This is a genomic window from Sinanaerobacter sp. ZZT-01, assembly GCF_035621135.1.
GTDB lineage: Bacteria > Bacillota > Clostridia > Peptostreptococcales > Anaerovoracaceae > IOR16.
Genome location: NZ_CP141728.1, coordinates 2,965,986 through 2,991,906, shown reverse-complemented (window position 1 = coordinate 2,991,906; position 25,921 = coordinate 2,965,986). Strand labels below are relative to the sequence as shown.

Annotated in this window: 20 protein-coding genes and 2 other RNA genes; 20 read left to right on the top strand and 2 right to left on the bottom strand. The window is 37.2% G+C overall.

The window, feature by feature from the left end; translation table 11 throughout:
- Positions 1-24: 24 nt before the first annotated feature.
- The 11 genes from U5921_RS14480 to U5921_RS14430 all read left to right on the top strand — a co-directional run bounded on the left by U5921_RS14480 (position 25) and on the right by U5921_RS14430 (position 11,148).
- The gene (locus U5921_RS14480) at positions 25-774 is read left to right on the top strand and encodes a polysaccharide deacetylase family protein (RefSeq protein WP_324824165.1); all 750 of its coding nucleotides are present in this window, start codon (positions 25-27) and stop codon (positions 772-774) included.
- 80 nt (positions 775-854) lie between these two features.
- The gene (locus tag U5921_RS14475; protein WP_324824164.1) at positions 855-2,108 is read left to right on the top strand and encodes a pitrilysin family protein; all 1,254 of its coding nucleotides are present in this window, start codon (positions 855-857) and stop codon (positions 2,106-2,108) included.
- Positions 2,109-2,139: 31 nt separating this feature from the next.
- The gene (dut, locus tag U5921_RS14470) at positions 2,140-2,568 is read left to right on the top strand and encodes a dUTP diphosphatase (RefSeq protein WP_324824163.1); all 429 of its coding nucleotides are present in this window, start codon (positions 2,140-2,142) and stop codon (positions 2,566-2,568) included.
- A gap of 193 nt (positions 2,569-2,761) precedes the next feature.
- Complete coding sequence (locus U5921_RS14465) at positions 2,762-4,015, top strand: catalase (RefSeq protein ID WP_324824162.1); 1,254 nt, start codon at positions 2,762-2,764, stop codon at positions 4,013-4,015.
- A gap of 28 nt (positions 4,016-4,043) precedes the next feature.
- Positions 4,044-5,054 (top strand): deoxyguanosinetriphosphate triphosphohydrolase, encoded by a 1,011-nt coding sequence (locus tag U5921_RS14460; protein ID WP_324824161.1) that lies wholly within the window; start codon positions 4,044-4,046, stop codon positions 5,052-5,054.
- A 91-nt stretch (positions 5,055-5,145) separates the two neighbouring features.
- Complete coding sequence (gene dnaG, locus U5921_RS14455; RefSeq protein WP_324826006.1) at positions 5,146-6,951, top strand: DNA primase; 1,806 nt, start codon at positions 5,146-5,148, stop codon at positions 6,949-6,951.
- A 20-nt stretch (positions 6,952-6,971) separates the two neighbouring features.
- On the top strand, positions 6,972-8,108 hold the full coding sequence (gene rpoD, locus U5921_RS14450; protein ID WP_324824160.1) for an RNA polymerase sigma factor RpoD: 1,137 nt from the start codon (positions 6,972-6,974) through the stop codon (positions 8,106-8,108).
- Positions 8,109-8,118: 10 nt separating this feature from the next.
- Positions 8,119-8,853, top strand: coding sequence for a class I SAM-dependent methyltransferase (locus tag U5921_RS14445; RefSeq protein ID WP_324824159.1), 735 nt, complete (start codon positions 8,119-8,121; stop codon positions 8,851-8,853).
- 1 nt (position 8,854) lies between these two features.
- Complete coding sequence (locus U5921_RS14440; protein ID WP_324824158.1) at positions 8,855-9,655, top strand: Nif3-like dinuclear metal center hexameric protein; 801 nt, start codon at positions 8,855-8,857, stop codon at positions 9,653-9,655.
- Between the two features lie 11 nt (positions 9,656-9,666).
- Positions 9,667-10,039, top strand: an RNA gene (rnpB, locus tag U5921_RS14435) — RNase P RNA component class A.
- 353 nt (positions 10,040-10,392) lie between these two features.
- Positions 10,393-11,148, top strand: a complete 756-nt coding sequence (locus U5921_RS14430; protein WP_324824157.1) for an exodeoxyribonuclease III — start codon at positions 10,393-10,395, stop codon at positions 11,146-11,148.
- Here U5921_RS14430 and U5921_RS14425 read toward each other — a convergent pair.
- The gene (locus tag U5921_RS14425; RefSeq protein WP_324824156.1) at positions 11,145-12,536 is read right to left on the bottom strand and encodes an MATE family efflux transporter; all 1,392 of its coding nucleotides are present in this window, start codon (positions 12,534-12,536) and stop codon (positions 11,145-11,147) included. The genes U5921_RS14430 and U5921_RS14425 overlap by 4 nt on opposite strands.
- Positions 12,537-12,749: 213 nt before the next feature.
- On the opposite strand from U5921_RS14425, the gene U5921_RS14420 reads away from it, so the two are divergent.
- Positions 12,750-14,804: a YcdB/YcdC domain-containing protein gene (locus U5921_RS14420; protein ID WP_324824155.1), complete on the top strand. Its 2,055-nt coding sequence runs from the start codon at positions 12,750-12,752 to the stop codon at positions 14,802-14,804.
- A gap of 88 nt (positions 14,805-14,892) precedes the next feature.
- Here the strand turns inward: U5921_RS14420 and U5921_RS14415 are convergent, their stop codons facing one another.
- Entirely contained in the window at positions 14,893-15,462 is a 570-nt protein-coding gene (locus U5921_RS14415; RefSeq protein ID WP_324824154.1) for a hypothetical protein, read from the bottom strand.
- A 231-nt stretch (positions 15,463-15,693) separates the two neighbouring features.
- Between U5921_RS14415 and U5921_RS14410 the strand changes: the two genes are divergently transcribed.
- The 8 genes from U5921_RS14410 to U5921_RS14375 all read left to right on the top strand — a co-directional run bounded on the left by U5921_RS14410 (position 15,694) and on the right by U5921_RS14375 (position 25,911).
- Positions 15,694-19,956: an acyl-CoA dehydratase activase-related protein gene (locus U5921_RS14410; protein ID WP_324824153.1), complete on the top strand. Its 4,263-nt coding sequence runs from the start codon at positions 15,694-15,696 to the stop codon at positions 19,954-19,956.
- Positions 19,957-20,047: 91 nt separating this feature from the next.
- Entirely contained in the window at positions 20,048-20,773 is a 726-nt protein-coding gene (locus tag U5921_RS14405) for a YebC/PmpR family DNA-binding transcriptional regulator (RefSeq protein ID WP_324824152.1), read from the top strand.
- A gap of 161 nt (positions 20,774-20,934) precedes the next feature.
- A non-coding RNA gene (gene ssrS / locus U5921_RS14400) (6S RNA) lies at positions 20,935-21,114 on the top strand.
- Positions 21,115-21,184: 70 nt separating this feature from the next.
- Entirely contained in the window at positions 21,185-22,864 is a 1,680-nt protein-coding gene (locus U5921_RS14395) for a formate--tetrahydrofolate ligase (protein ID WP_324824151.1), read from the top strand.
- A 15-nt stretch (positions 22,865-22,879) separates the two neighbouring features.
- Positions 22,880-23,512 (top strand): cyclodeaminase/cyclohydrolase family protein, encoded by a 633-nt coding sequence (locus U5921_RS14390; protein WP_324824150.1) that lies wholly within the window; start codon positions 22,880-22,882, stop codon positions 23,510-23,512.
- Positions 23,509-24,342, top strand: a complete 834-nt coding sequence (locus U5921_RS14385; protein ID WP_324824149.1) for a bifunctional 5,10-methylenetetrahydrofolate dehydrogenase/5,10-methenyltetrahydrofolate cyclohydrolase — start codon at positions 23,509-23,511, stop codon at positions 24,340-24,342. The genes U5921_RS14390 and U5921_RS14385 overlap by 4 nt, the downstream gene beginning before the upstream one ends.
- Positions 24,339-25,304: a P1 family peptidase gene (locus U5921_RS14380; protein WP_324824148.1), complete on the top strand. Its 966-nt coding sequence runs from the start codon at positions 24,339-24,341 to the stop codon at positions 25,302-25,304. The genes U5921_RS14385 and U5921_RS14380 overlap by 4 nt, the downstream gene beginning before the upstream one ends.
- Before the next feature lie 28 nt (positions 25,305-25,332).
- Positions 25,333-25,911 (top strand): RNA polymerase sigma factor, encoded by a 579-nt coding sequence (locus tag U5921_RS14375; RefSeq protein WP_324824147.1) that lies wholly within the window; start codon positions 25,333-25,335, stop codon positions 25,909-25,911.
- The last annotated feature ends 10 nt before the right edge of the window (positions 25,912-25,921 follow it).

Below are 25,921 nucleotides of genomic sequence, written 5' to 3'. Positions count from 1 at the left end.
TACATTACTTTGAGGTGTTGTTTTATGTTGAAGTGGAAAAAATATACGTTTCTCATTGTCGGTACGATCGCTATTCTATTTGGAATTTATCAAATAGCTGCTTTTTTTATTGTTTTATTTGGACCGGTTGAAAGCACTTGCGGAAGAGGGATACAGGCAGCCGCTGTAAAAGGAGAAGAAGATATTGTAATGCGAAGCGGACCACTGGAAAGCCAAAAGTTATCTTTTACCTGTAATGTAGATTGGGGAGAAGAAGTTTTACCGGGTATGTTGGATACGTTAAAAGAAAAGGATATAAAAATTACATTTTTTATATGTGGAAGATGGGCGGAAAAAAATCCGAGCTTGCTTCGACGGATGTACGTAGAGGGACATGAGATACAAAGTCACGGGTATTCGCATAAACTTAGTACGAAAATATCAAAAGAGCAGGAAAAAGAAGAAATGGAGAAAACGGAGGACGCAATTGCTCTTTATATAGGTGAGAAACCTTCTGTATATGCGCCACCCTCAGGAGATTATGATAGTGAAACGCTTGAACTGTGCCGAGAGATGAATTATAAGCTGTCTCTTTGGTCATCAGATACCATAGATTGGAAGCCGGGCTCTACAAAGGATATTATAAAAGAACGTATTTTGAAAAAAGATTTATCTGGCGCTATTGTTTTAATGCATCCAAAGCCGGAAACAGCGAAAGCCTTACCGGAAATGATAGATGAAATACAGCAGAAAAATATAACGATCGTTCCACTGAGAGAAATGGGAATTTATTAGAAGACATTGCAAGATAATTGAAAATTAGATATAATAATATATATGTTTTTGTAAACAAATGAAAAGAAAGTGGTGTATTTATGTTAATAAATAGAATTTTAGATTGCGGCATTCGGGTTGCTATGGAAAAAATACCCTATGTGCAATCGGCGTCAATAGGAATTTGGGTAAAGGCAGGTTCGGCAGATGAAAATGAAATAAATTCCGGAATCTCCCATTTTATTGAGCATATGCTGTTTAAAGGGACTGAGCTGCGCTCTGCAAAGGAAATTGCTTCCGATGTAGATAAAATAGGGGGTCATATTAATGCATTTACGGGAAAAGAGGCAACTTGTTATTATCTCAAAACTTTAGATTCTAATTTGGAAAAGGGTTGTGAGATATTACTTGATATGCTGTTAAATTCAAAATTCGACCCTGATGAAATGGCAAAAGAAAGAATGGTCATTTGTGAAGAAATGAAGATGATCGAAGATTCCCCAGACGAATATGCTCAGGATTTAATCAGCGAAGCAGTTTTTCATGGAACGGATTTGCAAAGTCCAATTATCGGTACAGAAAAATCACTGATGGGCATTCAAAGAGATGACATTATGGATTATATGGGTAAAGAATATACGCGTGATAATATTGTAATCTCTTTGGCGGGAAATTTTAATGAAGATAAAGTTTGCGAGTTTCTAGAAGGAAAGCTCCATTCTTTAAATGAAAAAAAAGAAAGAAAAGCATTAAAAATTGCTGAATATAAGCCGACTTATCTTGTAAAAACGAAAGAAATCGAGCAGTCACATATCTGCCTTGGGTTAAAGGGAATTGAACTGGAGCATAAGCTTTATTACGCAATGGCTGTCTTAAATAACATTATGGGCGGAAGTATGAGCTCTAGATTGTTTCAAAATATTCGTGAAGAAAAAGGACTGGCATATTCTGTTTATTCTGCGGCTGCAGCATATGTAAACTTAGGAAGTTTTACGATTTATGCGGGAGTCAGCCATAATAAAGTAAAAGATGCGATTTATGGTATTATGGAAGAATTACATTCTTTAAAAAATAACGGCATTACGCAAGAAGAATTTTTAACTGCAAAAGAGCAGTTGAAGAGCAATTATATTTTTGGACTTGAGAATGTAAATGGACGTATGTTTACCATCGGGAAAAATACATTGTTGTTAGGAAAGGTTCATACGCCAGAAGAGGTCTTGAGAAATATCAGCGGAGTAACGATGGAGCAAATATTTGATACTGCAAATATCATTTCAGATGTGAAACAGTATTCAGCAGTTTTGGTAGGCAGAAAGGAAGTAGATTTAAAAGGAATTTTACAAAAATCCTAGATATTGTCCTATTTTAACGAAGGAGAGCTTCATGAATATAAAAATTAAAAGTGCAAGCGGACGATTACCGCAGTATGAAACAGAAGGTTCAGCAGGTTTGGATTTACGAGCCTCTATAGATGAAACGATACGACTGAAACCGATGGAGCGTAAACTGATTCCGACTGGAATTTTTATTGAACTTCCACAGGGATTTGAAGCACAGGTACGTGCGAGAAGCGGACTGTCAATTAGACATGGGATTAGTATGGCTAATGGAGTGGGTACGATTGACAGTGACTACCGAGGTGAGATTAAAGTTTTACTGATTAATATGGGTGATAAAGAATTTGAGATTCGCGACGGCGACCGCATTGCTCAGCTCGTGATTGCAAAATATGAAAGAATTGAATGGGAAGAAACTAAAAACTTGTCTGAAACTCGTAGGGGTTCAGGAGGTTTTGGACATACAGGAATTTAAATATCGGCATAGAAGATTCAGTGGAACAGATTCCTCATTTTCACATATATTATAATATAGTCTTCGAACATCCATGTGTTCGATTTCTGTTATCATAAGCAACCTTGTAAAGTGAGTCACCAAACTTTTGGTTGGCTCATAATTTTCATAAGAAGCTTATAAAAAAAGATATATGTATAAATGGGGGGTTACTATGAATGAAACAATTAGTGAATTGGACTTTATTGATCAAGCCGCTCTATTAAATCGACAGAAATTACCGGAACGATTGTTTCATGCAAAAGGTGCAGGAGCTTATGGATATTTTCGGCCATATATGTCGCTAAAAGAGTATACAAAGGCAGACTTTCTGCAAAGCAGTGAGAAAGAAACACCCGTATTTGTGAGGTTCTCTACCATGAATGGGCAGAGAGGATCTTCGGATACCGTAAGAGACACAAGGGGATTTTGTGTAAAATTTCATACAAAACAGGGGGATTATGATTTTTTGGGAAGTCATCTTCCGGTTGAATTTGTCAGTGAACCGGCAGCATATTTTTCGTACTTAGAATCTATAAAACCTCAAAAGGAAAGCAACATAGTAGATAAAGGAAAGTTTTGGGATTTTATTGCGAAAACACCAAAATCCGTGCATAAGTTATTGTGGCTTTATTCCGATTATGGAACATTAAAAAGTTATCGGAAAATGGCTGGCTATAGTGTTTTTCCATATGAATGGATCAACGAAGAAGGAAAAAAGTATCTGGTAAAATATTATTTTAAACCGCTGGAAGGGATCAAAAACATTACGAGACAGGAAGCAGAATTTTTAAGCGGATTTGATGTAGATGCTGCTCGAAGAGACTTGTTTGAGACTTTAGAGGATCAGAAAACAGTGGAATATGAATTATATATTCAGATTTTACCAGTTAATACAAAAGCGATTTCATTTAATCCATTAGATGTTACATGTGTTTGGACGGAAAAAGAGGCTCAGAAGCTTGCGGTCGGAAAACTGGTTCTTCAAAGAAATTGTAAAGATTATGAAAAAGAAGTAGAGCAAGTTACATTTTGCCCTGGAAATATCGTACCTGGAATTCGGCTTTCCAATATACCATTGCTGCGCATTCTTAATTTTGCGTGTAAAGATTCAGAGCGGTATCGGTTAGGGAGCATTCGGCAGCAAGAAGAAATGGTTAAAAAGCTGCAAGTTGAAAGAGAAGAGTGGCCGGTTTATAGCACTGAAAATTATACCAATGTCAATTTGGAAGCCTCGATTAGACGTTGCTTTATGCAGGCAGGGATATTCTTTCGCAGTTTGGATGAAACAATGCAACAGCGTCTAATGGATAACATCATGGATGATTTGATGTTCTTAGATGATTCAATACAACAGGCTGTTGTGATGCATTTGCAAAAAGTAGAGGATGCATTGGGGAAAAAAATTGCAAAGAGTTTGACATTTTAATAAAATGTCAAACAAAAGGAGGAAATCTGTGATTTTAAGAGAACAATTAGAAGAAAGAGAGCGGAATATACTATCTGTTTTTGCAGCGAAATCAGCAGAAACAAAGGGGAGAATTCAGGTAGAACCAAAATGTGAAATCAGGACCGAATACCAAAGGGATCGAGACCGCATTATTCATTCTAAATCGCTTCGAAGGCTGATGCATAAGACACAGGTTTTTCTTTCACCAGAAGGAGACCATTTCCGTACTCGTCTTACGCACACCCTTGAAGTTGCACAGATTGCAAGAACTATAGCAAGAGGACTTGGATTAAACGAAGATTTGACGGAGGCAATTGCTATGGGGCATGATCTAGGTCATACGCCATTCGGGCATAACGGAGAAGCATTTTTGGATGAGCGGCATCCCGGAGGTTTTCAACATAACGTACAAAGCCTTCGTGTCGTTGATTACCTTGAAAGAAACCAATATGGAAGAGCGATGAATCTTACCTTTGAGGTTAGGGATGGGATACTGAACCATACGGGACTGAACAAGCCGGTTACTCTGGAAGGGCAGGCAGTGAGATTCAGCGATCGGATTGCTTATATTAATCATGATATTGATGATGCAATTCGGGGAGGAATTATATCTCAGGAAGATTTGCCGAAAGAATGTATTTTAGGCCTGGGAGATAATCACAGGAAACGAATTGATACTTTAGTTCGAGATTTAATACAAAACAGCGATGGAAAAAATGAAATGAAAATGAGTGAACCATCGTTGGAGTTGATGGATCACCTCCGTAATTTTATGTTTAAAAATGTTTATCACAGTAAAATAGTGAAAAAAGATGAAGAATTAGATAAAATTAGGAATATGATTTTCTTTTTATATGATTATTTTTTAGAAAATCCGTCTAAACTCCCAAAAGAAAGATTAGAAATGATAGATGAATTTGGATTAGCTGAGGTCGTTAAGGATCATATTGCAGGAATGACGGACCGTTATGCTGTTAATATGTTTAATGAAATATTTGTTCCAAAGGGTTGGAAGTAAAATATAAATATAAAAAAGAAAAAAACTTATAAAAAAAAAGGAAAGCAATCTCTTTTGTCGAATATGATTAAGAAATCATATTGTATTGCTGATGACAATACATTCAAAGAGTGGAGTTGTTTCGGAATTGAGTGCAGGATTTCAGGAAAATGTAATAGAGGAAATAAAAAGTAGGTGCAGCATTGTTGATGTAATCGGTCGCCATGTGGTGTTAAAAAAAGCTGGCAGTAATTACAAAGGGGTATGCCCTTTTCACAATGAAAAGACGCCTTCTTTTGTTGTTTCTGATGCAAAGCAAATATTTACTTGCTTTGGCTGCGGAGCCAGTGGAGATGTGATAGAATTTGTCAAACGCTATCATAATTTGGATTTTCAGGGCGCCGTAGAAAAATTAGCAGCTGAATATGGAATTGAGTTAAAGAAGAATCAATATGATAAGGAATCAAAAAAAGCAATTTATTACGACATAAATAGAGAAGCGGCATCTTTTTTCTATCGGAGCTTTACCCGGACGGCTAATCCAGGAATTGAGTATATGAAAAAAAGAGGAATGGATGCAGGCACGCTTAAGAAATTTGGTATCGGATATGCGGACGAAAAATGGGACAGCCTATATCGTCATTTTATGGAAAAAGGAACGGATATTAAATTACTTTTAGAGCTGGGTTTGATTTCACAGTCCAAAGGCCGCTACTATGATAAGTTTCGAAATCGAGTTATGTTTCCTATTATCAATACAAGGGGAAAAGTAATTGGATTTGGAGGAAGAGCAATTGCTGATCAAACGCCAAAGTATTTAAATTCACCGGAATCCCCTGTGTTTTTAAAGAAAAATAATTTATATGGATTGAATTCGGCAAGACAGGATATTAATAAAGAAGACTATGCCATTTTAGTAGAAGGCTATATGGATGTGATATCTCTATATAAAAGCGGGATTAAAAATGTTGCTGCTTCTTTAGGGACTGCATTGACAGAGAGTCAAGCATCTATGCTGAAACGCTACACAGATCATATTATATTATCTTATGATGCAGATGAAGCCGGACAAGCTGCTACACTGCGAGGGATGGATATTCTCCATCGCATGGGATGTAAGGTGAAAGTACTTCATATTCCGGATGGAAAAGACCCCGATGAATTTATTAAGAAGAATGGAAAAGATGCCTTTTTACAGCTTGTGAAAAAAGCGCTTCCTTTTGCAAGCTATAAAATTCAAAAGCTAAGACAAAAATATGATTTACAATCAACAGAGGAAAGTGTAATTTTTCTACAAGAAACTGCAAAATTTTTAAGACAATTAAGTCCAGTGGAAACTGATGTTTATATTAAAAAAATTGCGAATGAAACACATATTTCAGAAGGAGCAATTCGTCTCGAGGTTTATGGAAGCAATATGGAGCATTTGAACCCCAAAACACGAGAAATGTCTCAGCCTGAACACGAAACGGATAAAAAAAGTATTAAGAAAATGGACGGTTCAAAGCTTCTTTTGGAGAAAAGCTTAATAAAGCTGATGCTTTTAAAAAGCTCTTATGTTCCAAGGATAAAGCCTTATGAAACGATTTTTCAAAATCCTTTTTGTATGCGTATTTATGGATTAATTCAATCGCTTTATAAAGATGATGAAGAAATTGATCGCAAAAAACTAGCAGATGCTTTGGAACCAGCTGAATATCAAATGCTAAGATCTATATGGAAAGATGTATATTTAGCTGACCGAGATGAAGATGTTTTTACGGATTGTATCTCTCATATAGAAGATGGCTTTCGACATAAGAGAGAGCAAGAAATTATACAAATTCTATCCTTATCGGATGAAGATATGGATTCGAGTGTCATCGAACAGCTTACTAGGGAATTAATGGAAATACAAAAACAAAAAGTGCAAAGATAAATGAGCAGAGGAGTATATTTATGGGATATGAAACAGAAAGCCATGACGAAAAAAATTTTAATACAGTCAATGATCTGATTGAAAAAGCAAAAAGAAAAGGCTCTATTTCTTTTCAGGAAATATCAGACCAGCTGGAGCACATTGAGCTTGATAAAAATCAAATGGATGATATTTACGATGCCTTGGTTTCCATGGGGATTGAGATTGTAAGTGAAGCGGACCCGGATGATTTTGAAATTTTGGCTCTTGAGAATGAAGATGATTCGGAAATCGAAGCGCTGGGTAAAGAAACCGAAGTAGACCTGGAAGCAACCCTTCCAAAGGGAATTGCGGTAGATGATCCGGTTCGGATGTATTTAAAAGAAATTGGGAAAGTACCGTTGCTTTCGGCAGATGAAGAAATTAATTTAGCTAAAAGAATGGAGCAAGGGGATGAAGAAGCAAAAAAGAGACTATGTGAGGCAAATCTGAGATTAGTTGTGAGCATAGCAAAAAGATATGTTGGACGAGGAATGCTCTTTTTGGATTTGATTCAAGAAGGTAATCTAGGTCTTATCAAAGCGGTAGATAAGTTTGACTGGAGAAAAGGATATAAATTCAGTACATATGCTACCTGGTGGATACGACAGGCAATTACAAGGTCCATTGCGGATCAGGCCAGAACGATTCGTATTCCGGTGCATATGGTTGAAACCATCAATAAACTGATACGTATTTCGAGACAGTTATTGCAGGAATATGGAAGAGAACCAACGCCGGAAGAAATTGCATTAGAGATGGATATTTCCGAGGAAAAGGTACGGGAAATATTAAAGATTGCTCAGGAACCAGTATCTTTGGAAACCCCGATTGGAGAAGAAGAGGATAGTCATTTAGGAGATTTTATTCCGGATGATGACGTGCCGGCACCTGCAGAAGCAGCCGCTTTTTCTATGTTAAAAGAACAACTCGTAGAAGTATTAGATACTTTAACAGATCGGGAACAGAAAGTATTAAAACTTCGCTTTGGTCTGGACGACGGACGAGCCAGAACGTTAGAAGAAGTTGGACGCCGATTTGATGTTACACGTGAACGAATTCGTCAAATTGAAGCAAAAGCTTTACGTAAACTGCGTCATCCAAGCCGAAGTAAAAAATTAAAAGACTATTTAGAATAAAGGAGTATCCATGGTGAAGTTATCAGACAGGCTGCAAACAATAGCTGAAAACATTCATGTGGGAGAAACGATTGCAGATATAGGCACAGACCATGGTTTGTTGCCTATTTTTCTGTATGAAAATGCAATTTCTCCTTTTGTTGTGCTAATTGATATTAATGAGGGACCTTTGCAAAAAGCTAAAAAAAATATCGAACAGTATACAAAGAATTCTAACTTTGATTTGCGGCTGGGCAGTGGACTAGAGCCTTTAAAAAGCGGAGAAGTAGATGTCGTAGTTATCGCCGGTATGGGCGGACTTCTTATGTGTGAAATTTTACAAAAAAACTTGCAGAAATCAAAAACTTATAATAAATTTGTTTTACAACCTAGAACTGCACCGGAAAAATTAAAAAAATGGCTTCTGTTGCATGGATTTCAAGTTACCGATGAGATATTAGTAAGGGAAGGTCGTTTTCTTTGTGAGATAATTGTTGCACAGTTAAATGAAGATACTGAAAAAATAACAGAAAAACAAATCAAGGAAATGGAAGAAAGATTAGAATTGGAAGTGAATCCGATTCTATTTGAAAAACAAGACCCCCTACTGTTAAGTTATATTGAAAATAAAATTAGAATTGAAAACGGCATTTTAGAAGAGATCCTGATAGGTGTAGGACAGGAATCCCATGAAAGATGTCAACAAGCAAAGCAGCGTATTTCTTTGCTGACAGAAATGAAAAAGAGGATAGGAAGGAAATTGTAAAATGAGTATTACTATACGTGAATGCCGAAAAATATTAAATGAAATTGCACCAGAATCTTTACAGGAATCTTGGGACAATTGCGGAATGCAGATTGATATGGGACGAGAATCTGTAGAACGGATTTTAGTATGCTTAGAAATTACGAAAGACGTGGTGAATGAGGCAATCGAAGAAAATGCAGATTTGATCATAACACATCACCCTCTTTTGTTTCACGGCGTAAAGCAAATTGATAAAAATACCGTGATTGGAAGTTACTTGATCGATCTTATTTTTACCGGCATTTCCGTATACTCTTCTCATACGGCTTTCGATACTGCGGATGGAGGAAATAACGATGACCTTGCAAATAGATTAGCTCTCCTGGATATTGTACAGATGAAGCAAGAGGCAGGCAGAGAAGAGCGAGCGATGGGAAGAATGGGTTATTTGCCACATCCGATGTCACTTTCCAGTTTTGCAAATGTTTTAGATCAAGTATTAGAATATGGAGGAAGCTTTAGAATTTCAGGGGATGCAGATAAAATCATTTCAAAGGTAGGTCTTTGCACGGGCGCTGCAGGTGAATTTATAGAAGATGCTGCTCTGTGTGGATGTGATGTATACATCACTGGTGACGTGAAACATCACGAAGCGCAGATGGCAAAAGAAATGAATCTTTGTCTTATCGATGCAGGACATTTTGGTACAGAACATTTGTTTCGTAAAAATATGGCAGCACAACTTCGTGAAAAATTAAATGACCGTGTGGTAATTATTGAGTCAAAAATTGATTTAAATCCATATGATTTTATGATATAATAGAAAAGATATGAGTAAGCCAGACAGTCGCAGGTAGCTTATGCTACGTGAGGAAAGTCCGGGCTCCATAGGGCAAGGGTGCCAGATAACGTCTGGCGAAGGTGACTTTAGGGAAAGTGCAACAGAGATATACCGCCACATTAAGTGGTAAGGGTGAAAAGGTGAGGTAAGAGCTTACCGGCAGGATGGTAACATTCTGCGTCCATGTAAACCCCACTCGGAGCAAGACCAAGCAGGGAGGTAATTGCAGCTTTAGCTGCATAATGCCTGAAAGGCGGCTGCCCGTCGCTTCCCGGAAGGTAGGTCGCATGAGCGTATTGGTGACAATGCGCCTAGATAGATGATTGTCAAATACAGAACCCGGCTTATAGACTTGCTCATATTCATAATAATAAAAAGACTGAAACTAAAATGTTTCTAATCTCTGTACCGTGTCGAATCTAAGGATTTAATTAATTTACACACGTTACAGAGTTTTTTTATATACTAAAACATAATTATTTCATTGTATATATGGTAGTGATTTTTTGCTCAGCGCTTGAAACCTTGGCTTTGATTATGAGCTCTGTCCTTTAAAATATAACGATTTATTTGACAAAAGATCGCTTAAAAAAGATTTTATCTGAAAAAGTTACGATAAGTTACTGAAAAATCGGGTAATAAATAAAGTGTGAAGAAAAGTACGAATGATTGCACTTATGGTAAAATAAATTAATAAAGAGAGGACAAAAAGTGAAATGAAATTAATTACATGGAATGTAAATGGATTAAGAGCTTGCATGGGAAAAGGATTTTTAGATTTTATTAAAAAGGAAGAACCGGATATTGTGTGTGTTCAGGAGACAAAGATGCAGCAGGGGCAAGCTGAAGTTCCATTAGAAGGATATGAACAGTATTGGAATAGTGCAGTGAAAAAAGGCTATTCCGGAACTGCAATTTTTACGAAAAATAAGCCATTACAAGTACAATATCATATTGATGCAGACGGGCATGATCAGGAAGGGCGAGCCATTACTTTGGAATTCGATGATTTTTACTTAATGACCGAATACACGCCGAATGCACAAGATAAACTTGCGCGAATTGCTTATCGAATGGATTGGGAAGATGCAAGAAGGGATTATTTAAAAAAACTAGACGCAAAAAAGCCTGTTATTTTATGTGGAGATTTGAATGTCGCACATAAGGAAATTGACTTAAAAAATCCAAAGTCAAATCGTGGGAATGCAGGATTCTCTGATCAAGAGCGAGGAAAATTGCAAGAACTTTTAGATGTCGGATTTATAGATGCGTATCGTTATTTGTATCCGGAAAAGACTGGTGTATATACTTGGTGGTCGTATCGATTTAATGCAAGAGCGAACAACGCAGGATGGAGAATTGATTATTTCTTAACTTCCGAACGTCTGAAAGATAAGATCAATGAAGTTGAATTATGTACAGACGTCTACGGAAGTGACCATTGCCCGGTTATTTTAGAAATTTCTCTTTAGTCTCTATATGGTTTAATTTCTTTTTTATAAATTTTAATATAAAAAAGTATGCTTGCTGCTAATGCAAATATTTCAGCAAGAGGGAAGGAATACCAAGCATAATTTAAGCCTAAGTAATGAGATAGCAACCATGTAAGCGGCAGAATTAAAATTAGTTGACGCATCATGGAAACCCATAAACTCAGAAATCCATGGCCAATCGCTTGAAATAAAGTTGAAGTCATAATTCCAATTGCAGCAGGAATGAAGCAAAGACTTATAATACGTAATGCGCGTGTACCGATCTCTAACATTTCATCCGTTGCATTGAATAAGGAGATAAGTTGAGCTGGAAACACTTGAAAAATAATTGCACCGATCGTCATAATGATGATAGCAGTCAGTAAGGCTAGCTTAAAAGCCTTCATAAGCCGTTCGCTATTTTTTGCTCCGTAATTATAACCTAGTATTGGCATAGTTCCTTGATTTAATCCAAAGACAGGCATGAAAATAAATGATTGCAATTTAAAGTAGATCCCAAGTATATTTACTGCTGCCTCTGAAAATGTAATTAAGATTGCATTCATTCCAACAAGCATGACAGAGCCGATTGCCTGCATTATCATAGCAGGAAGTCCTACCGAATAGATATTCTTAATTGTTTTAAGCTGAAAGCGCACCCCTTTTAATTTTACATGAACTTCATGCTTTTTTGTAAAAAGGAAGATCAGGCCGAAAACCATGCTTACAAATTGTGCAAATACCGTAGAAATTGCAGCACCTGCTATTTCCATTCTTGGAACTCCAAAGAGACCGAAAATTAAAATGGGGTCCAAAATGATATTTGTAATTGCACCGACCAGCATACATATCATAGGAATTAACATGTTGCCGGTTGCCTGCAATATTTTTTCAACGGTAACTTGTACAAAGATAAAAAGGGAAAAAACAGTGACAATTGTGCAGTAAGAAATACCGTAATTTACGACTACATTACTGTCCGTAAAAGATTGCACAAATGTTCCGGAGAAGAAAAGACCGAAAATAGCAAAAATGATCCAGCTAAAAAAGGATAGGATCATACCATGGCTCGCTACATTGTCTGCTTCTTCAAATCGCTTTTCGCCTAATCTTCGAGATATTAAAGAATTGAGCCCAACCCCGGTTCCAACTGCGACTGCAATAATCAGGATTTGAATAGGGAATACAAGGCTGACTGCTGCCAAAGCTTTATCGCCTACCATAGCAACAAAAATACTGTCGACTATATTATATAAGGCTTGAATCAGCATAGAAAACATGGCCGGCAAGGACATAGAAAGCATCAGCTTGCCCACGGGCATAGTACCCATTTTATTTTCTTTTATTTCGTTTGTTATTTGTTCGGAAGTTTGTTGTTTTTTATCCATATTATTTACTCTACTTTCTTATTTCGAAAAAATATTATATCATTTTTTTTAATTACTTTCAAGAGTTATAATTGAAGCTATAGGAATAGTAAACGCAAAGTTTTCATGAGAAAAAGAAATTTTATCTAGGGGTGTAAATGGACGGGAACTTTTTTTGAAAATTACCGTCTTACTTATTAGTTGCAGGATAAAAATAAAAAAGGAGTGTGTAAAATGAAAAAAACTTGGAGTATATTATTGTGTTTAACACTATTGTTTACTTCATCTATTTCTGTATTTGCTACAGATTCAGAAAGCAAAGAACTGGAAAAGGTGATTCTTTCTGTAAAATCCGTTATAAGCATACCGGAAAACTTTACAAAATTTTCAAACTACTCTCGCCAAGAGGAACTTGATGATAAAAGTACTATTACTATATGGGAGCTTAGTTGGAGTAATGAAGACAGAACAGAAAATTTAAATGTTTCGGTTGATAGTAATGGTAATTTTTTAAGTTATCGACTTTATAAGGAACGGGATAAAGAGGGGCTTTCTAATACTACAAGGAAAGCGGGAGAAAAAACTGCACTGGCTTTCTTAAAGAAGGTACTTCCTAAATATGCAAGTTATTTTAGACAGGTCGATGAAGCAGAAAATCAGATGAATACATACAATCTATCTTATACCTTCCAACCATATATCAATGATGTGCCCGCACAATTTATAGAAGCCGCTATTCGCATTGATAAATATTCTGGTGAGGTCATTTCTTTTTCACTAAATGGGGACGCGGCTGACATTGGAAAAATTCCATCGAAAGAGGGAATTTTATCGAAAGAAGAGGCTGAAAAGGCTTATTTAGAACAATTTGGAATGAATTTAAAATATTATTCTTATTATAATTGGAAGGATGACAAATTTGGAATCTTTCCGGCCTATATTAATTCTGCAAAACAAAACCAAGCGTTGGATGCTAAGACGGGGAAAATTGTCAAAATAAGTTTACCTATAATATTTTATGGTGAAGCTAGAGGAATGGGTGACAAAGCAGTAGCAGAGGAAGCAGGAAGTTTGACACCTGAGGAACAAGAGCAAGTTGATACGGTAGCAGGCTTGATTTCAAAGGAAAAAGCAGACACCATATTAAAAGCTGCTTTTGAAGAAATTGGATATGCAGCTTCTTATAAAGCAAGTTTAAAAAGGATAGAAAATAGCCCGAATAAAGGACAGTATATCTGGGACTTATCTTATGAAAAATCTAATGGACGTGTTGACGCAAAAACTGGTGAAATAGTATCGTATCATCATTATTATGATGAAGACGCCAATACTAAGAGCATGAAAGTTGATGAAAAAAATGCAGTTGCTGCAGCCGAAACGTTAATTTCCAAAATTTTATCGGCAGATAAATTAGGATCTTTAGAAAGAATTGAAAATGAATATAATGAAGAAAATCCTTATTATAGCGTTTGTTATAATCGAAGAGTAAACGGAATTAATTATTCCGATAACTACGTTGATGTCACCGTAAATAGAAAAACCGGAAAAATAAGCCGGTATAATTTGAGATGGTATGCCAACGTAGAGTTCCCATCTATTGAAAATGCGATGGATAAACAAAAAGCCTATGCGGCTTATAAAGACTTATTTGATCTGTCCTTAAGTTATGAAAAAATAGAGAAAGACGGGGTAGGAGAAATAGGCTTAGTATATAATTTTGAATCAGTCAATGATAATTGTATGATCCACCCGGAAACAGGAAGTCGCATAGATCGAGATGGGAAGGAATACAAGGAGGAGAAGGGAATCCCTGTATATACGGATATAAAAGGACATTGGAGTGAAACAGTAGTCAATCAATTAAAGGAGAATGGTTATTATTTGGCTGGTGAAAAATTTATGCCAAATAATAAAATAAGTCAAAAAGAATTTTTGATTTACCTCTATCCTTATTACAGAGATTACGAAGAAGATGAAATGTATGAGACATTGATAGAAGAAGGTATGCTTAAAAAAGGAGAAGAAAATCCGAATGCTGCATTAAGAAGACAAGAGGCTGCAAAGCTTATGATTCGCTTTCTTCATTTAGAAATTGCGGCCGAGCATCCAGAACTGTTTCAAACGGTATTTAAAGACAACGTAGAATATTCTTATAAAGGATATGCGACATTATCAAAGGGACTAGGAATTTTATCAGAAGATAAAAATGGAAAGTTTAATGGAAAGAATATGATGACGCGTGCAGAAGCTGCAAGTGCAATCCACCGTTTGCTCAACATATCCAATTAAGTAAAAATAAAATATTAAAATAAAATTAGCATCAGAAATTCTGATGCTAATTTTATTTTAGGATTTTTTATATAAGTGAAGAAGCCATCTATTTAGGATAGACGGCAGTAATCGTTTCACGAATACAAGAGTCCCATTTTACTAAATCATAAATCAAAGGGTCTTGAATCAATCGTTTCCAAACAGTATAGCTCGATTTTAAAAAGGAAGGGGTTAGCTCCATTTTTTTTGAAATCAGAGGGCACGTGTAGGGTAATTTGGAGTCCGAATAAATAAGGAGCAGTTCATCGTCGTCTGTAAGATGTGGTGCAATAGGGAAAAAGCGGCACTGAAGGGGTCGCATTTCCCTGGGGCAATGAGGAGCACAATTACAACGGACAAAATAGATTTTGCCGAACCAGGAATCTGGAAAATCATAATCCTCTGCATATTCTACACTCCATTTTAGCCAAGTTTCCTTTCTGGTAAACAGCTTTTCTTCTCCCGGAAGCAGATAGATGCCCATTTCAAAATCTAATCCATCCTCATCAGAACTATCTCCGCCACAGTTGCAGCAAGCGGCTTGACATAAAGTACCGCAATCTTCAGCAAGGGGGCTTACTCGATTAAGCAAACGATAAATTGCAGCAAATGTTTTTCTTTTAATAGTACTTTTCATAATACAAATATTATACAGTAAAATTGAGCGTTTTAAAATAATAGTTTGTACAAGATTTGGTTTCTATAGAAATTTTACAATTTTGGTAAAAAACTTTACAAAGGAATATCTATTTTTTAAATTTGGTTTGTGGTATAATATCCAATCATATATATATATATGTAGAAACACAGATTATTTTAAAAATTCACTGACAAATGGCGGGGTGACATAGGAGGAACGGAGTCATTTATGAGATTAGGAATTGATGTGGGATCCACAACCGTAAAAGTGGTGTTATTGGGAGAACAGAAAAATATAATTTTTCGCCGGTATGAAAGGCATATGTCTAATGTGTTTGATAAGGTGCAGGAACTATTGCAATTACTGCATCAAGAAATGCCGGAGATTCAACCAACGGTTTGCATTACCGGTTCAGGAGGTCTTGCACTTGCAAATGTAATTGGTGTTCCATTTGAACAGGAAGTCATTGCATGCAGTAAAGCGGTAGAAACGTTTATACCGCATACTGATGTTGCGATTGAGCTTGGCGGCGAAGATGCAAAGATTACATTTTATGGAAATACAATTGAACAGCGCATGAATGGGACTTGCGCAGGGGGTACGGGAGCATTCATTGACCAAATGGCCATTCTATTAAATACAGATGCACAGGGGTTAAATACAGCTGCAATGAGTCATAAATTGATTTATCCGATTGCAGCACGCTGCGGCGTTTTTGCCAAAACTGACATCCAACCATTGATTAATGAAGGGGCAAGCAAAGAAGATTTAGCTGCTTCTATTTTTCAAGCCGTTGTAAATCAAACAATCGGCGGATTGGCTTGCGGAAGAAGCATTGAAGGAAATATTGCCTTTTTAGGAGGCCCATTATCTTTTTTGTCCGAGCTTCGGATGCGTTTTATTGAAACGCTGGAGTTGAAAGAAGAGCAGATAATTTTTCCGGATGATTCGAAATATTACGTTGCAATTGGTGCTGCAATTCTATCTGCAAAAAACGAACCAATTACTTTAGAATCCATTTTAGAAAAAATGAAAAAAAGCGGAAAAAACAGTTTGTCAGAAACGAAGCATCTAGAGCCTCTTTTTAGAGATTTTAATGAATATAAAACATTTAAAGAACGTCATGATCAAAATAAAATAAAGAGAAAAGATCTTTCAAAAGCAAGAGGAAAATTATATTTGGGAATTGATGCAGGCTCTACAACAACAAAAGCTGCTCTAATTGATGATGAAAAAAATCTCTTGTACTCTTTCTATAGAAACAATGAGGGAAAGCCACTTGAAGCAACACTGCGTCTACTTCGCGAAATATATGAATCCTTTCCTGAAAGTGCTTATATTGCAAACTCTACCGTTACCGGATACGGAGAAGGGCTGATTAAAGCTGCATTCGGTATAGATATGGGCGAAATTGAAACGATGGCACATTATAAAGCAGCACAGGAATTTCTACCTGGTGTCGAATTTATCTTAGACATCGGCGGGCAGGATATGAAATGCATGAAAATAAAGGACAATGCGATCTATAATATTATGCTCAATGAAGCTTGTTCCTCAGGGTGCGGTTCTTTTATTGAAACGTATTCAAAATCTGTAAATATGGAAGTAGAATCCTTTGCAAATGAAGCTTTATTTGCAAAAGAACCAGTTGATTTGGGAACACGTTGTACGGTTTTTATGAATTCCAAAGTAAAACAGGCACAGAAAGAAGGTGCGACGATTGGTGATATATCGGCAGGCCTTTCTTATTCCGTCATAAAAAATGCCTTATATAAAGTAATCAAGCTGAGGGATACGGAAGAAGCTGGTAATAAAATTGTAGTACAAGGCGGGACATTTTTGAATAATGCAGTACTACGCAGTATCGAAAAAATAATGGGAAAAGAAGTGGTTCGGCCGGATATTGCTGGATTGATGGGAGCATTTGGAGCCGCTTTGATTGCAAAAGAAAATTATATTGAAGGAACCGAATCTACAATTATCGGACTCAATCAAATGAATTGTTTTACGGTTATCAATACACATACACGTTGCAAAGGGTGCGAAAACAATTGCTTGTTGACGATAAATAAATTTAATGACGGAGCAAAATTTATTACCGGAAATCGTTGTGAAAAAGGTGCAGGAAAAGAAATACAAAATTCTAATTTGCCGAATCTTTTCGAATATAAATATAAACGCTTGTTTTCCTATACTCCGCTTTCCGAAGAATATGCACCAAGAGGATCAATAGGGATTCCGCGCGTATTAAATATGTATGAGAATTATCCTTTTTGGTTTACCTTTTTTACGCAATTAGGTTTTAGTGTGGTTCTTTCACCAAAATCCTCAAAGCATCTTTATGAGATGGGAATGGAATCGATTTCTTCCGATACGGCATGTTATCCGGCCAAAATGGTTCATGGGCATATTAAATGGTTAGTAAACCAAGGCGTTAAATGGATTTTCTATCCAAATATCAACTATGAACGGAACGAAGATCCGCAGGCTCCTAATCACTATAATTGTCCAATTGTAGGAACGTATCCAGAGGTTATTTCAAATAATATGGATGACATTTTTAAAGAAAAAGGGGTGCATTTTACCCATCCATTTTTACCATATGACAACGATGAACGTTTGGTTCGAAGATTATATTCTGTTTTAAGGGACTTGAATCTAGGTATGGAGGAACTAAGAAAGGCGGTAAAAGAGGCCAGAAAAGAAGATAAGCGTTTTAAAGATGATATCAAACGTCAAGGGGCTTATGCCATTAAGTATATTAAATCGCATAATAAAAAAGCAATTATACTAGCAGGAAGACCATATCATTTGGACCCTGAGATTAACCATGGAATTGACCAGCTGATTACTTCATTTGGAATGGCTGTTTTAACGGAAGATTCCGTTTCCCATTTTACAAATCTTTATCGACCGATTCGAATTTTAGATCAATGGATGTATCACTCCAGATTATATAAAGCGGCTGAGGTTGCAGGGAGAAACGATGACATTGAACTGATTCAGCTTACAAGTTTTGGATGTGGTTTGGATGCCGTAACGACAGATGAAGTAGAAGAATTGTTAAAGGTGAAAAACAAGCTGTATACGGCTTTAAAAATTGATGAAGGAACAAATCTAGGTGCAGCCAAAATACGAATCCGCTCTTTAAAAGCAGCGATGGAAGAACGGACAAAAAACCATATAAAACACAGCATGGAAGAAAAGGCTTTTGAAAGAAAAATCTTTACTAAATCGATGAAAAAAGAATATACTATTTTACTTCCGCAGATGTCGCCGATGCATTTTCAGTTTATAGAAGCTGCTATGAAGCATGGAGGATACAAAACGGAGCTGCTTCCGTCTGTCGACAAGCATGCTGTAGAGGAAGGCTTAAAATATGTAAATAATGATGCTTGTTATCCGACCATGGTAACCTTAGGACAAATTATCAACGCATTAAAATCAGGAAAATATGATTTAAATAAAACAGCAATTGTACTTTCACAGACAGGAGGACAATGCCGTGCAAGCAATTACATTCCGCTTTTAAGGAAAGCTCTGCTGGATTTAAAGATGGAACAGATACCAGTTATTTCTGCGAACGCCTCAGGGTTAGAAAATAATCCGGGATTTCAATTTACTCCGGGAATTTTAAAACGTGCAGGGATGGGGCTTGTATACGGGGATGTTTTAATGCGTGTTCTTTATGCAACGAGGCCATATGAGAAAGTAAAAGGCTCTGCAAATGCACTTTACGAGAAATGGTCCAGAATTGCGAAAGAAAATGTAGAAAAAGGAAGCTTCATAAAATTCAAGAAAAATCTAAGCAAGCTGGTAGAAGAATTTGACCACCTGCCTCTTTACGATACAAAAAAACCAAAGGTTGGTGTTGTCGGAGAAATTTTAGTAAAATACCATCCAACGGCTAACAATGATATTGTAGGAATTATTGAAGCGGAAGGTGGAGAAGCTGTCGTCTTGGATTTGATTGATTTTTTCTTATATGGTATGTATAGCAAGGAGTTTAATTATCATTATTTAAATGGTTCTTATAAATCTATGCTTTTGGGAATGATCGGAATCAAATTAATTGAATGGTTGCGTGCTCCTGCTCGGAAAGTTCTTGATAATAGTAAACGTTTTCATTCTCCTTTGTACATTAAAGAAATGGCAAAGAAAGCACAAAAAATCACTTCACTGGGCAACCAGTGCGGAGAGGGATGGCTTTTGACTGGAGAAATGGTAGAATTGCTGGATAGTGGGGTTGAAAATATCGTTTGTTTGCAGCCGTTTGCTTGCTTGCCTAATCATGTAACAGGAAAAGGAATGATGAAAGCGCTCAGAAATTATCATCCGCTGGCTAACATTGCTGCAATTGATTATGATCCGGGAGCCAGTGATGTGAATCAATTAAACCGGATTAAATTAATGATGGCAACTGCATTTCGTAATTTAGAAAAAGGTAAAAAAGATGTAGTAGATGATCACTCAATAGAGCACATCGGGTAGAAAAAACTCCGGAAATAACAAAAATAAATTTTTTTTAACAAAAATTGTGGTATAATGTTCCGTAGCAAAAAATCAAAGAGGAGGAAGATTCATGGGTAGACATGGAACGATCGCAGGCAGAAAAGCCGCTCAAGACTCAAAAAGAGCAGCTGTCTTTACAAAATATGCAAGAGCAATTACCGTTGCAGCAAAGGCCGGAGGCGATCCTGAATATAATGTTTCTTTGAAGCATGCCATTGAAAGAGCAAAAAGCATTAATATGCCGAATGACAATATTAATAGAGCGGTAAAAAAAGGTACCGGCGAATTAGGAGGAGAATCCTATGAGAATGGAACCTTTGAAGGATATGGTGCCGGCGGTGTCGCAGTTATTGTGGATGTTTTAACGGATAACAAAAACAGAACGACAGCGGCGATTAAACATGCATTTGATAAATACAGTGGTAATTTAGGAGTTCCTGGCTGTGTTTCCTATATGTTTGAAAGAAAAGGAATCATTACGATTGAGAAAACAGATGAAATTGAGGAAGAAACTTTGATGGAGACTGCTTTGGAAGCTGGTATGGACGATATGGCTGCATACGATGACAGTTTTGAAATTCAGACGTCTACGGATGCCTTTAGTGATGTTAGCAACGCACTAAAGGATGCAGGGTATGAATTTGTAGAAGCGGATATTGAGTTAGTGCCTTCAATTGAAGCGACTCCTACGGAAGAACACGATATCAAAAACTTGAAAAAAATGATTGATATTTTAGAAGACAATGATGATGTGCAAAAAGTTTATACAAATTGCACGATTGATTTATATGAATAAATTTTAAATGAAAATTATGTTATATTTTCCAATCTGCCTGAATTTGGACCTGTAAATTTTTTTGTAACGGTTGATTTTCATGGCAAATCTGTTATACTTGTTTACAAGAAAGGCTTCAGAAGCAACTGCATAATTTTTCTTTGATAAAATATAATAAAAGTATGATCCTGAGGTGTTCGTTAAGGTTATGTAATTTAACCTACATTATGTTCACGGGACTTCGCGTTTTCGATACCTATGTCAAGCCTCCCTTGAGTGGAAGACAGAAGTTCGAAACAGATAACCCACCTATCACTAGATAGGGTGTGAATTAGTGGCCTGACGACACATTCGGGATTTTCTATTTTTGTTTTGCTTTTTTTAACAAAAAATTGTAAAATAAATATATTATAATTATGTACGGAGGGGAAGATGAAATACAAAAGTGATCTTGAAATTGCCCAGGAAGCAAAAATGAAACCGGTGGAGGAAATTGCAAAGAAATTGAATCTCATCGAGGATGATTTGCTGGGTTATGGTAAATATAAAGCGAAACTAGATTCTCACCGGATTCAAGCTGCAAAAGAAAAACAAAATGGAAAGTTGATTTTAGTTACCGCTATTAACCCCACCTCTGCAGGAGAAGGAAAAACGACGACAACGGTAGGACTAGGAGATGCCTTGCAAAGAATGGGGAAGAAAACAGTAATTGCTGTGAGAGAACCATCGTTGGGACCGGTTTTTGGAATTAAAGGTGGAGCAGCTGGCGGTGGATATGCACAGGTTGTACCAATGGAAGAACTGAATTTACATTTTACAGGAGATCTCCATGCAGTTACGACCGCAAATAATTTAATTGCTGCATTGGTTGACAACCATATACATCAAGGGAACGAACTGAACATAGATACCAAACGGGTGGTTTGGAAACGCTGTATGGACATGAATGACCGTCAGTTGCGCTATGTAGAAGACGGACTTGGAGGAAAACCAAACGGAGTACCAAGATCCGACGGTTTTGATATTACGGCAGCATCGGAAATCATGGCGATTTTATGTTTGGCTGATGATTTGGATGACTTTAAACAGAGAGTTGGAAAGATCCTCGTTGCATATGATATAGAAGGGAATCCGGTTCATGTAAGTCAATTGCATGGACAAGGGGCGGTTGCCGCTTTGATGAAGGAAGCAATTTTGCCAAACCTGGTTCAAACTTTAGAGCATACACCGACTCTAGTTCATGGCGGCCCATTTGCAAATATTGCACATGGATGCAATAGTGTCATTGCAACTAAAACAGCATTGAAACTTGGAGATTATGTTGTTACGGAAGCGGGGTTCGGAGCGGATCTTGGCGCAGAAAAATTCTTGGATATTAAATGCAGAAGCTGCGGAATTCATCCTGACGCAGTCATTGTGGTTGCAACCGCACGTGCATTAAAACTGCATGGCGGGTGCAGTAAAGATGAATTAAATGAGGAAAACATCCCGGCACTTAAGGCAGGAATCGAAAACTTATTAAAACATGTGGAAAATATGAAGCAGGTATATGGACTTCCCGCAATTGTCGCAATCAATCGTTTTCCAACCGATACGGAAAATGAGTTGTCATGCATCGAAGAAGAGTGTAAAGTCATCGGCGTAAAAGCAGTTTTATCCGAAGTATGGGCAAAAGGTGGAGAGGGTGGCCTTGCACTTGCAGACGAAGTTCTTTCTATCATGGAGACCGAAGCAAATCATTTTCAATTTGCTTATGATGTAAAATCTTCTATAATAGAAAAAATTGAAGCAGTTGCAAAAAAAATCTACGGAGCGAATGGAATTCTTGTAACAGAAGAAGCACAGAAAAATATAGAGAAGTTAGAGAAATTTGGTTTTGGACAACTTCCGGTTTGTATTGCAAAAACGCAATATTCTTTATCGGACGATCCAAAAAAATTAGGACGACCTCGTAATTTTGATATTACAGTAAGAGAAGTTCGTGTCTCGGCAGGGGCGGGATTCTTAGTTGTTTTGACTGGTAATATTATGACGATGCCGGGACTTCCAAAACGTCCGGCTGCTGAACGCATTGATATCAGTAAAGATGGAACAATTACAGGCTTATTTTAAAATGAGGAGTTATTCATGTTAGAAAACAGCTGCAAAAAATTTATAGAAGATTTATCCTCCAAACAACCGGTGCCCGGCGGAGGCGGTGCATCTGCTCTGGTAGGTGCCATTGGGATGGCATTGGGCATGATGGTTGGAAATTTAACCATCGGAAAACCCAAATATGCAAAAGTACAAGATGAAATGCAAGCTTTGCTTGAAGCATCCAAAAACTCTTTGGAAGGCTTAGAGCTTTTGGTGCAAAAAGATGCATCTGCTTTTGCGCCTTTAGCAGTTGCATATGGCCTATCCAGTGATACAGAAGAAGAAAAGCAGACAAAACAGAAAAAGACACAGGAAGCTTTGATTTTGGCAATTGAAACTCCAATAGAGGTCTTAGAGGAAGCTTGCAAGGCACTTGGTTTCATGAAAACATACGCAGTGAAAGGCAGCACATTGGTTTTAAGTGATGCCGGAGTCGGTGCAGCCTGTTTAAAAGCAGCAATTTTAAGTGCGAAGCTGAATGTGCAGATCAATCTGAATTTGCTTAAGGATACTGGGAAGAAAGAATTGTACTACCATAGGATGAATCGCCTAGTAGAAAACGGAACTGCTTTGGCAGATGAAATATATACTTATGTAGAAAATCGCTTGCAGGAGGACATATGAGATTAGAAGGAGCAAGAGTCGCAGAACAAGTAACAGATGACTTAATCAATCGCTGCAATTGGTTAAACCAAAATAGACCAAATTCGAAAATTATAATATTTCGCTTAGGAAATAACCCGGAAGATATTTCTTATGAGCAGAGAATTTTAAAAAATTGTGATAAGATTAATTTAAAAGCAGATGTGGTTTACCTTGATGAAACTATAAAGCAAGAAAAGTTTATTCAAGAGATATCCGGTTACAACGAGCAGGAGGAAGTCATCGGAATCTTAATTTTTCGTCCTCTTCCTGAGCATTTAAATGAAGCGCACATCGGTGAAGTGATTTCTCCGCATAAAGATATTGATTGTATGAATCCGGTCAATTTGAAAAAGCTATTTTTAGGAGAACTTGAACGCATTGCACCATGTACACCGGAAGCAGTTATGGAATTGATTAAATACTATAATATTCCGTTAAAAGGAAAAAGAGTTGTGGTAGTGAATCGAAGTATGGTTCTGGGAAAACCGCTGGCATTGCTGCTTTTAGAACAGGATGCTACGGTTACTGTCTGCCATTCTAAAACAGAAGATTTGGCAAAGATTACATCAGAGGCAGATATCGTTATTACTGGGATCGGTAAAGCAAATTATTTTGGAAAAGAATATTTCAAAGCCGGAGGGGTTGTTATCGATGTAGGTATAAATTTCACTCCAGAAGGCATGTGTGGTGATGTAGATTATGAATCCGTAAGCGATCACGTTTCAGCAATTACCCCGGTTCCCGGTGGAATTGGAACCGTGACTTCTATGATTTTATTAAGACATGCACTGCAAAAGGTGGAACAATGAAAGAAATCAGCATAACAAATATAAAGGGAATTAAAATAGGTCATGCACAGAATAAAGAAGGCGGAACCGGATGTACGGTGATTCTTTGTGAAAACGGCGCATATGCAGGGGTTGATGTAAGAGGCGGCGGTCCGGCATCCAGAGAAACGGAACTTTTAAAGCCGATTAATATGATCGAACAGATTCATGCGGTAATGCTCAGCGGAGGAAGTGCATACGGGTTAGACGCTGCGAGTGGAGCAATGCAGTATCTAGAGGAACGAGGAAAAGGCTTTGATGTACAAGTTGGTTACGTACCCATTGTCTGCGGCGCTTCTTTATTTGATTTAGTCATTGGAGATCCCAAATGCAGACCGGATAAACAAATGGGATATGAGGCTTGCCAAAATGCTTCTGAAGCCACACTGCTGGAAGGAAATGTAGGAGCTGGAACTGGAGCAACCGTAGGAAAATTCCTAGGACCAGAGCGTATGATGAAGGGCGGACTGGGAACGTATGCGGTGCAGATTGGGAAGCTACAGGTTGGAGCTATCGTTGCCGTCAATGCTTTGGGTGATATTATTGACATAGACAGCGGAAAACGATTAGCCGGTATTCTAAATAAAGATTATAAAAGCATTGGCAATACAGAGGAAATTATGTATGCACAATACGATGAAAATCGAAATGTTTTTAATGGGAACACAACAATAGGGTGTATTGTAACAAATGCAATTTTAACAAAATCACAAGCAAATAAGCTCGCTTCGATTGCACAAAACGGACTTGCACGTGCGATTCGCCCTGTGCACACTATGGCAGATGGAGATACTGTTTTTACACTGGCAACCAGTGAAGTTGAGGTTCTTCCGGATGCTGTCGGAGCATTGGCTGCGGAAGTTATGGCAAGAGCAATCAATCGTGCCATTTTAAAGGCAGAAGCTGCATATGGATTAAAGGCGGCTTGCGATTTTTACAAATAATTGACTGGGAAAATGGAGAAGATTAAAAGTGGACAAAAGGGAGAAGGAGCTGATTACGCGGGCAAAGACCGGCGATGAGACGAGTTTTGAACAGCTTATAGAGAGTTGCAAAACAAAGGCTTATAATATTGCGTGGCGGTATATGCGTAATGAACAGGATGCTTTGGATGCCTTACAAGAAAGTTTTATTAAAGTTTTTCGCCATTTAGGGAAATTTAAGGGTGAGAGTAGCTTTGACACATGGGTTTACCGCATTGTTGTAAATACATGTAATGATATGCTGAGAAAAAACAATAATTTAAAAGCAGTGACGACTGTTTTTGCAAATGACGAGGAAGAAGTGGTCGTTAGATTGCCGGATACCGGACCCACTCCATGGGAGGCACTGGAACGAAAAGAAAAATCACAGTTTATACTGGATTGTTTAGAAACTCTGCAGCCGGATCAAAAAGAAATTATTATCCTTCGCGATATTCATGGATTTTCTTATCAGGAACTAACAGAAGTTCTGGAATGTTCTATTGGTACAGTGAAATCAAGGATTAATCGAGCAAGAAAACGACTAAAGCAGATTATTATGGAACATAAAGAGAAAAATATCGTCTAACTTATACATA

Excerpts from the sequence above, each read along its gene's own strand:
- dnaG (WP_324826006.1), top strand. The coding sequence starts at position 5,146 with ATGACAATACATTCAAAGAGTGGAGTTGTTTCGGAATTGAGTGCAGGA.
- U5921_RS14475 (WP_324824164.1), top strand. The coding sequence starts at position 855 with ATGTTAATAAATAGAATTTTAGATTGCGGCATTCGGGTTGCTATGGAA.
- U5921_RS14425 (WP_324824156.1), bottom strand. The coding sequence starts at position 12,536 with ATGGATAAAAAACAACAAACTTCCGAACAAATAACAAACGAAATAAAA.
- U5921_RS14385 (WP_324824149.1), top strand. The coding sequence starts at position 23,509 with ATGAGATTAGAAGGAGCAAGAGTCGCAGAACAAGTAACAGATGACTTA.
- U5921_RS14480 (WP_324824165.1), top strand. The coding sequence starts at position 25 with ATGTTGAAGTGGAAAAAATATACGTTTCTCATTGTCGGTACGATCGCT.
- U5921_RS14405 (WP_324824152.1), top strand. The coding sequence starts at position 20,048 with ATGGGTAGACATGGAACGATCGCAGGCAGAAAAGCCGCTCAAGACTCA.
- U5921_RS14420 (WP_324824155.1), top strand. The coding sequence starts at position 12,750 with ATGAAAAAAACTTGGAGTATATTATTGTGTTTAACACTATTGTTTACT.
- U5921_RS14390 (WP_324824150.1), top strand. The coding sequence starts at position 22,880 with ATGTTAGAAAACAGCTGCAAAAAATTTATAGAAGATTTATCCTCCAAA.
- U5921_RS14410 (WP_324824153.1), top strand. The coding sequence starts at position 15,694 with ATGAGATTAGGAATTGATGTGGGATCCACAACCGTAAAAGTGGTGTTA.
- U5921_RS14395 (WP_324824151.1), top strand. The coding sequence starts at position 21,185 with ATGAAATACAAAAGTGATCTTGAAATTGCCCAGGAAGCAAAAATGAAA.
- rpoD (WP_324824160.1), top strand. The coding sequence starts at position 6,972 with ATGGGATATGAAACAGAAAGCCATGACGAAAAAAATTTTAATACAGTC.
- U5921_RS14430 (WP_324824157.1), top strand. The coding sequence starts at position 10,393 with ATGAAATTAATTACATGGAATGTAAATGGATTAAGAGCTTGCATGGGA.
- U5921_RS14415 (WP_324824154.1), bottom strand. The coding sequence starts at position 15,462 with ATGAAAAGTACTATTAAAAGAAAAACATTTGCTGCAATTTATCGTTTG.
- U5921_RS14445 (WP_324824159.1), top strand. The coding sequence starts at position 8,119 with ATGGTGAAGTTATCAGACAGGCTGCAAACAATAGCTGAAAACATTCAT.
- dut (WP_324824163.1), top strand. The coding sequence starts at position 2,140 with ATGAATATAAAAATTAAAAGTGCAAGCGGACGATTACCGCAGTATGAA.
- U5921_RS14440 (WP_324824158.1), top strand. The coding sequence starts at position 8,855 with ATGAGTATTACTATACGTGAATGCCGAAAAATATTAAATGAAATTGCA.
- U5921_RS14380 (WP_324824148.1), top strand. The coding sequence starts at position 24,339 with ATGAAAGAAATCAGCATAACAAATATAAAGGGAATTAAAATAGGTCAT.
- U5921_RS14465 (WP_324824162.1), top strand. The coding sequence starts at position 2,762 with ATGAATGAAACAATTAGTGAATTGGACTTTATTGATCAAGCCGCTCTA.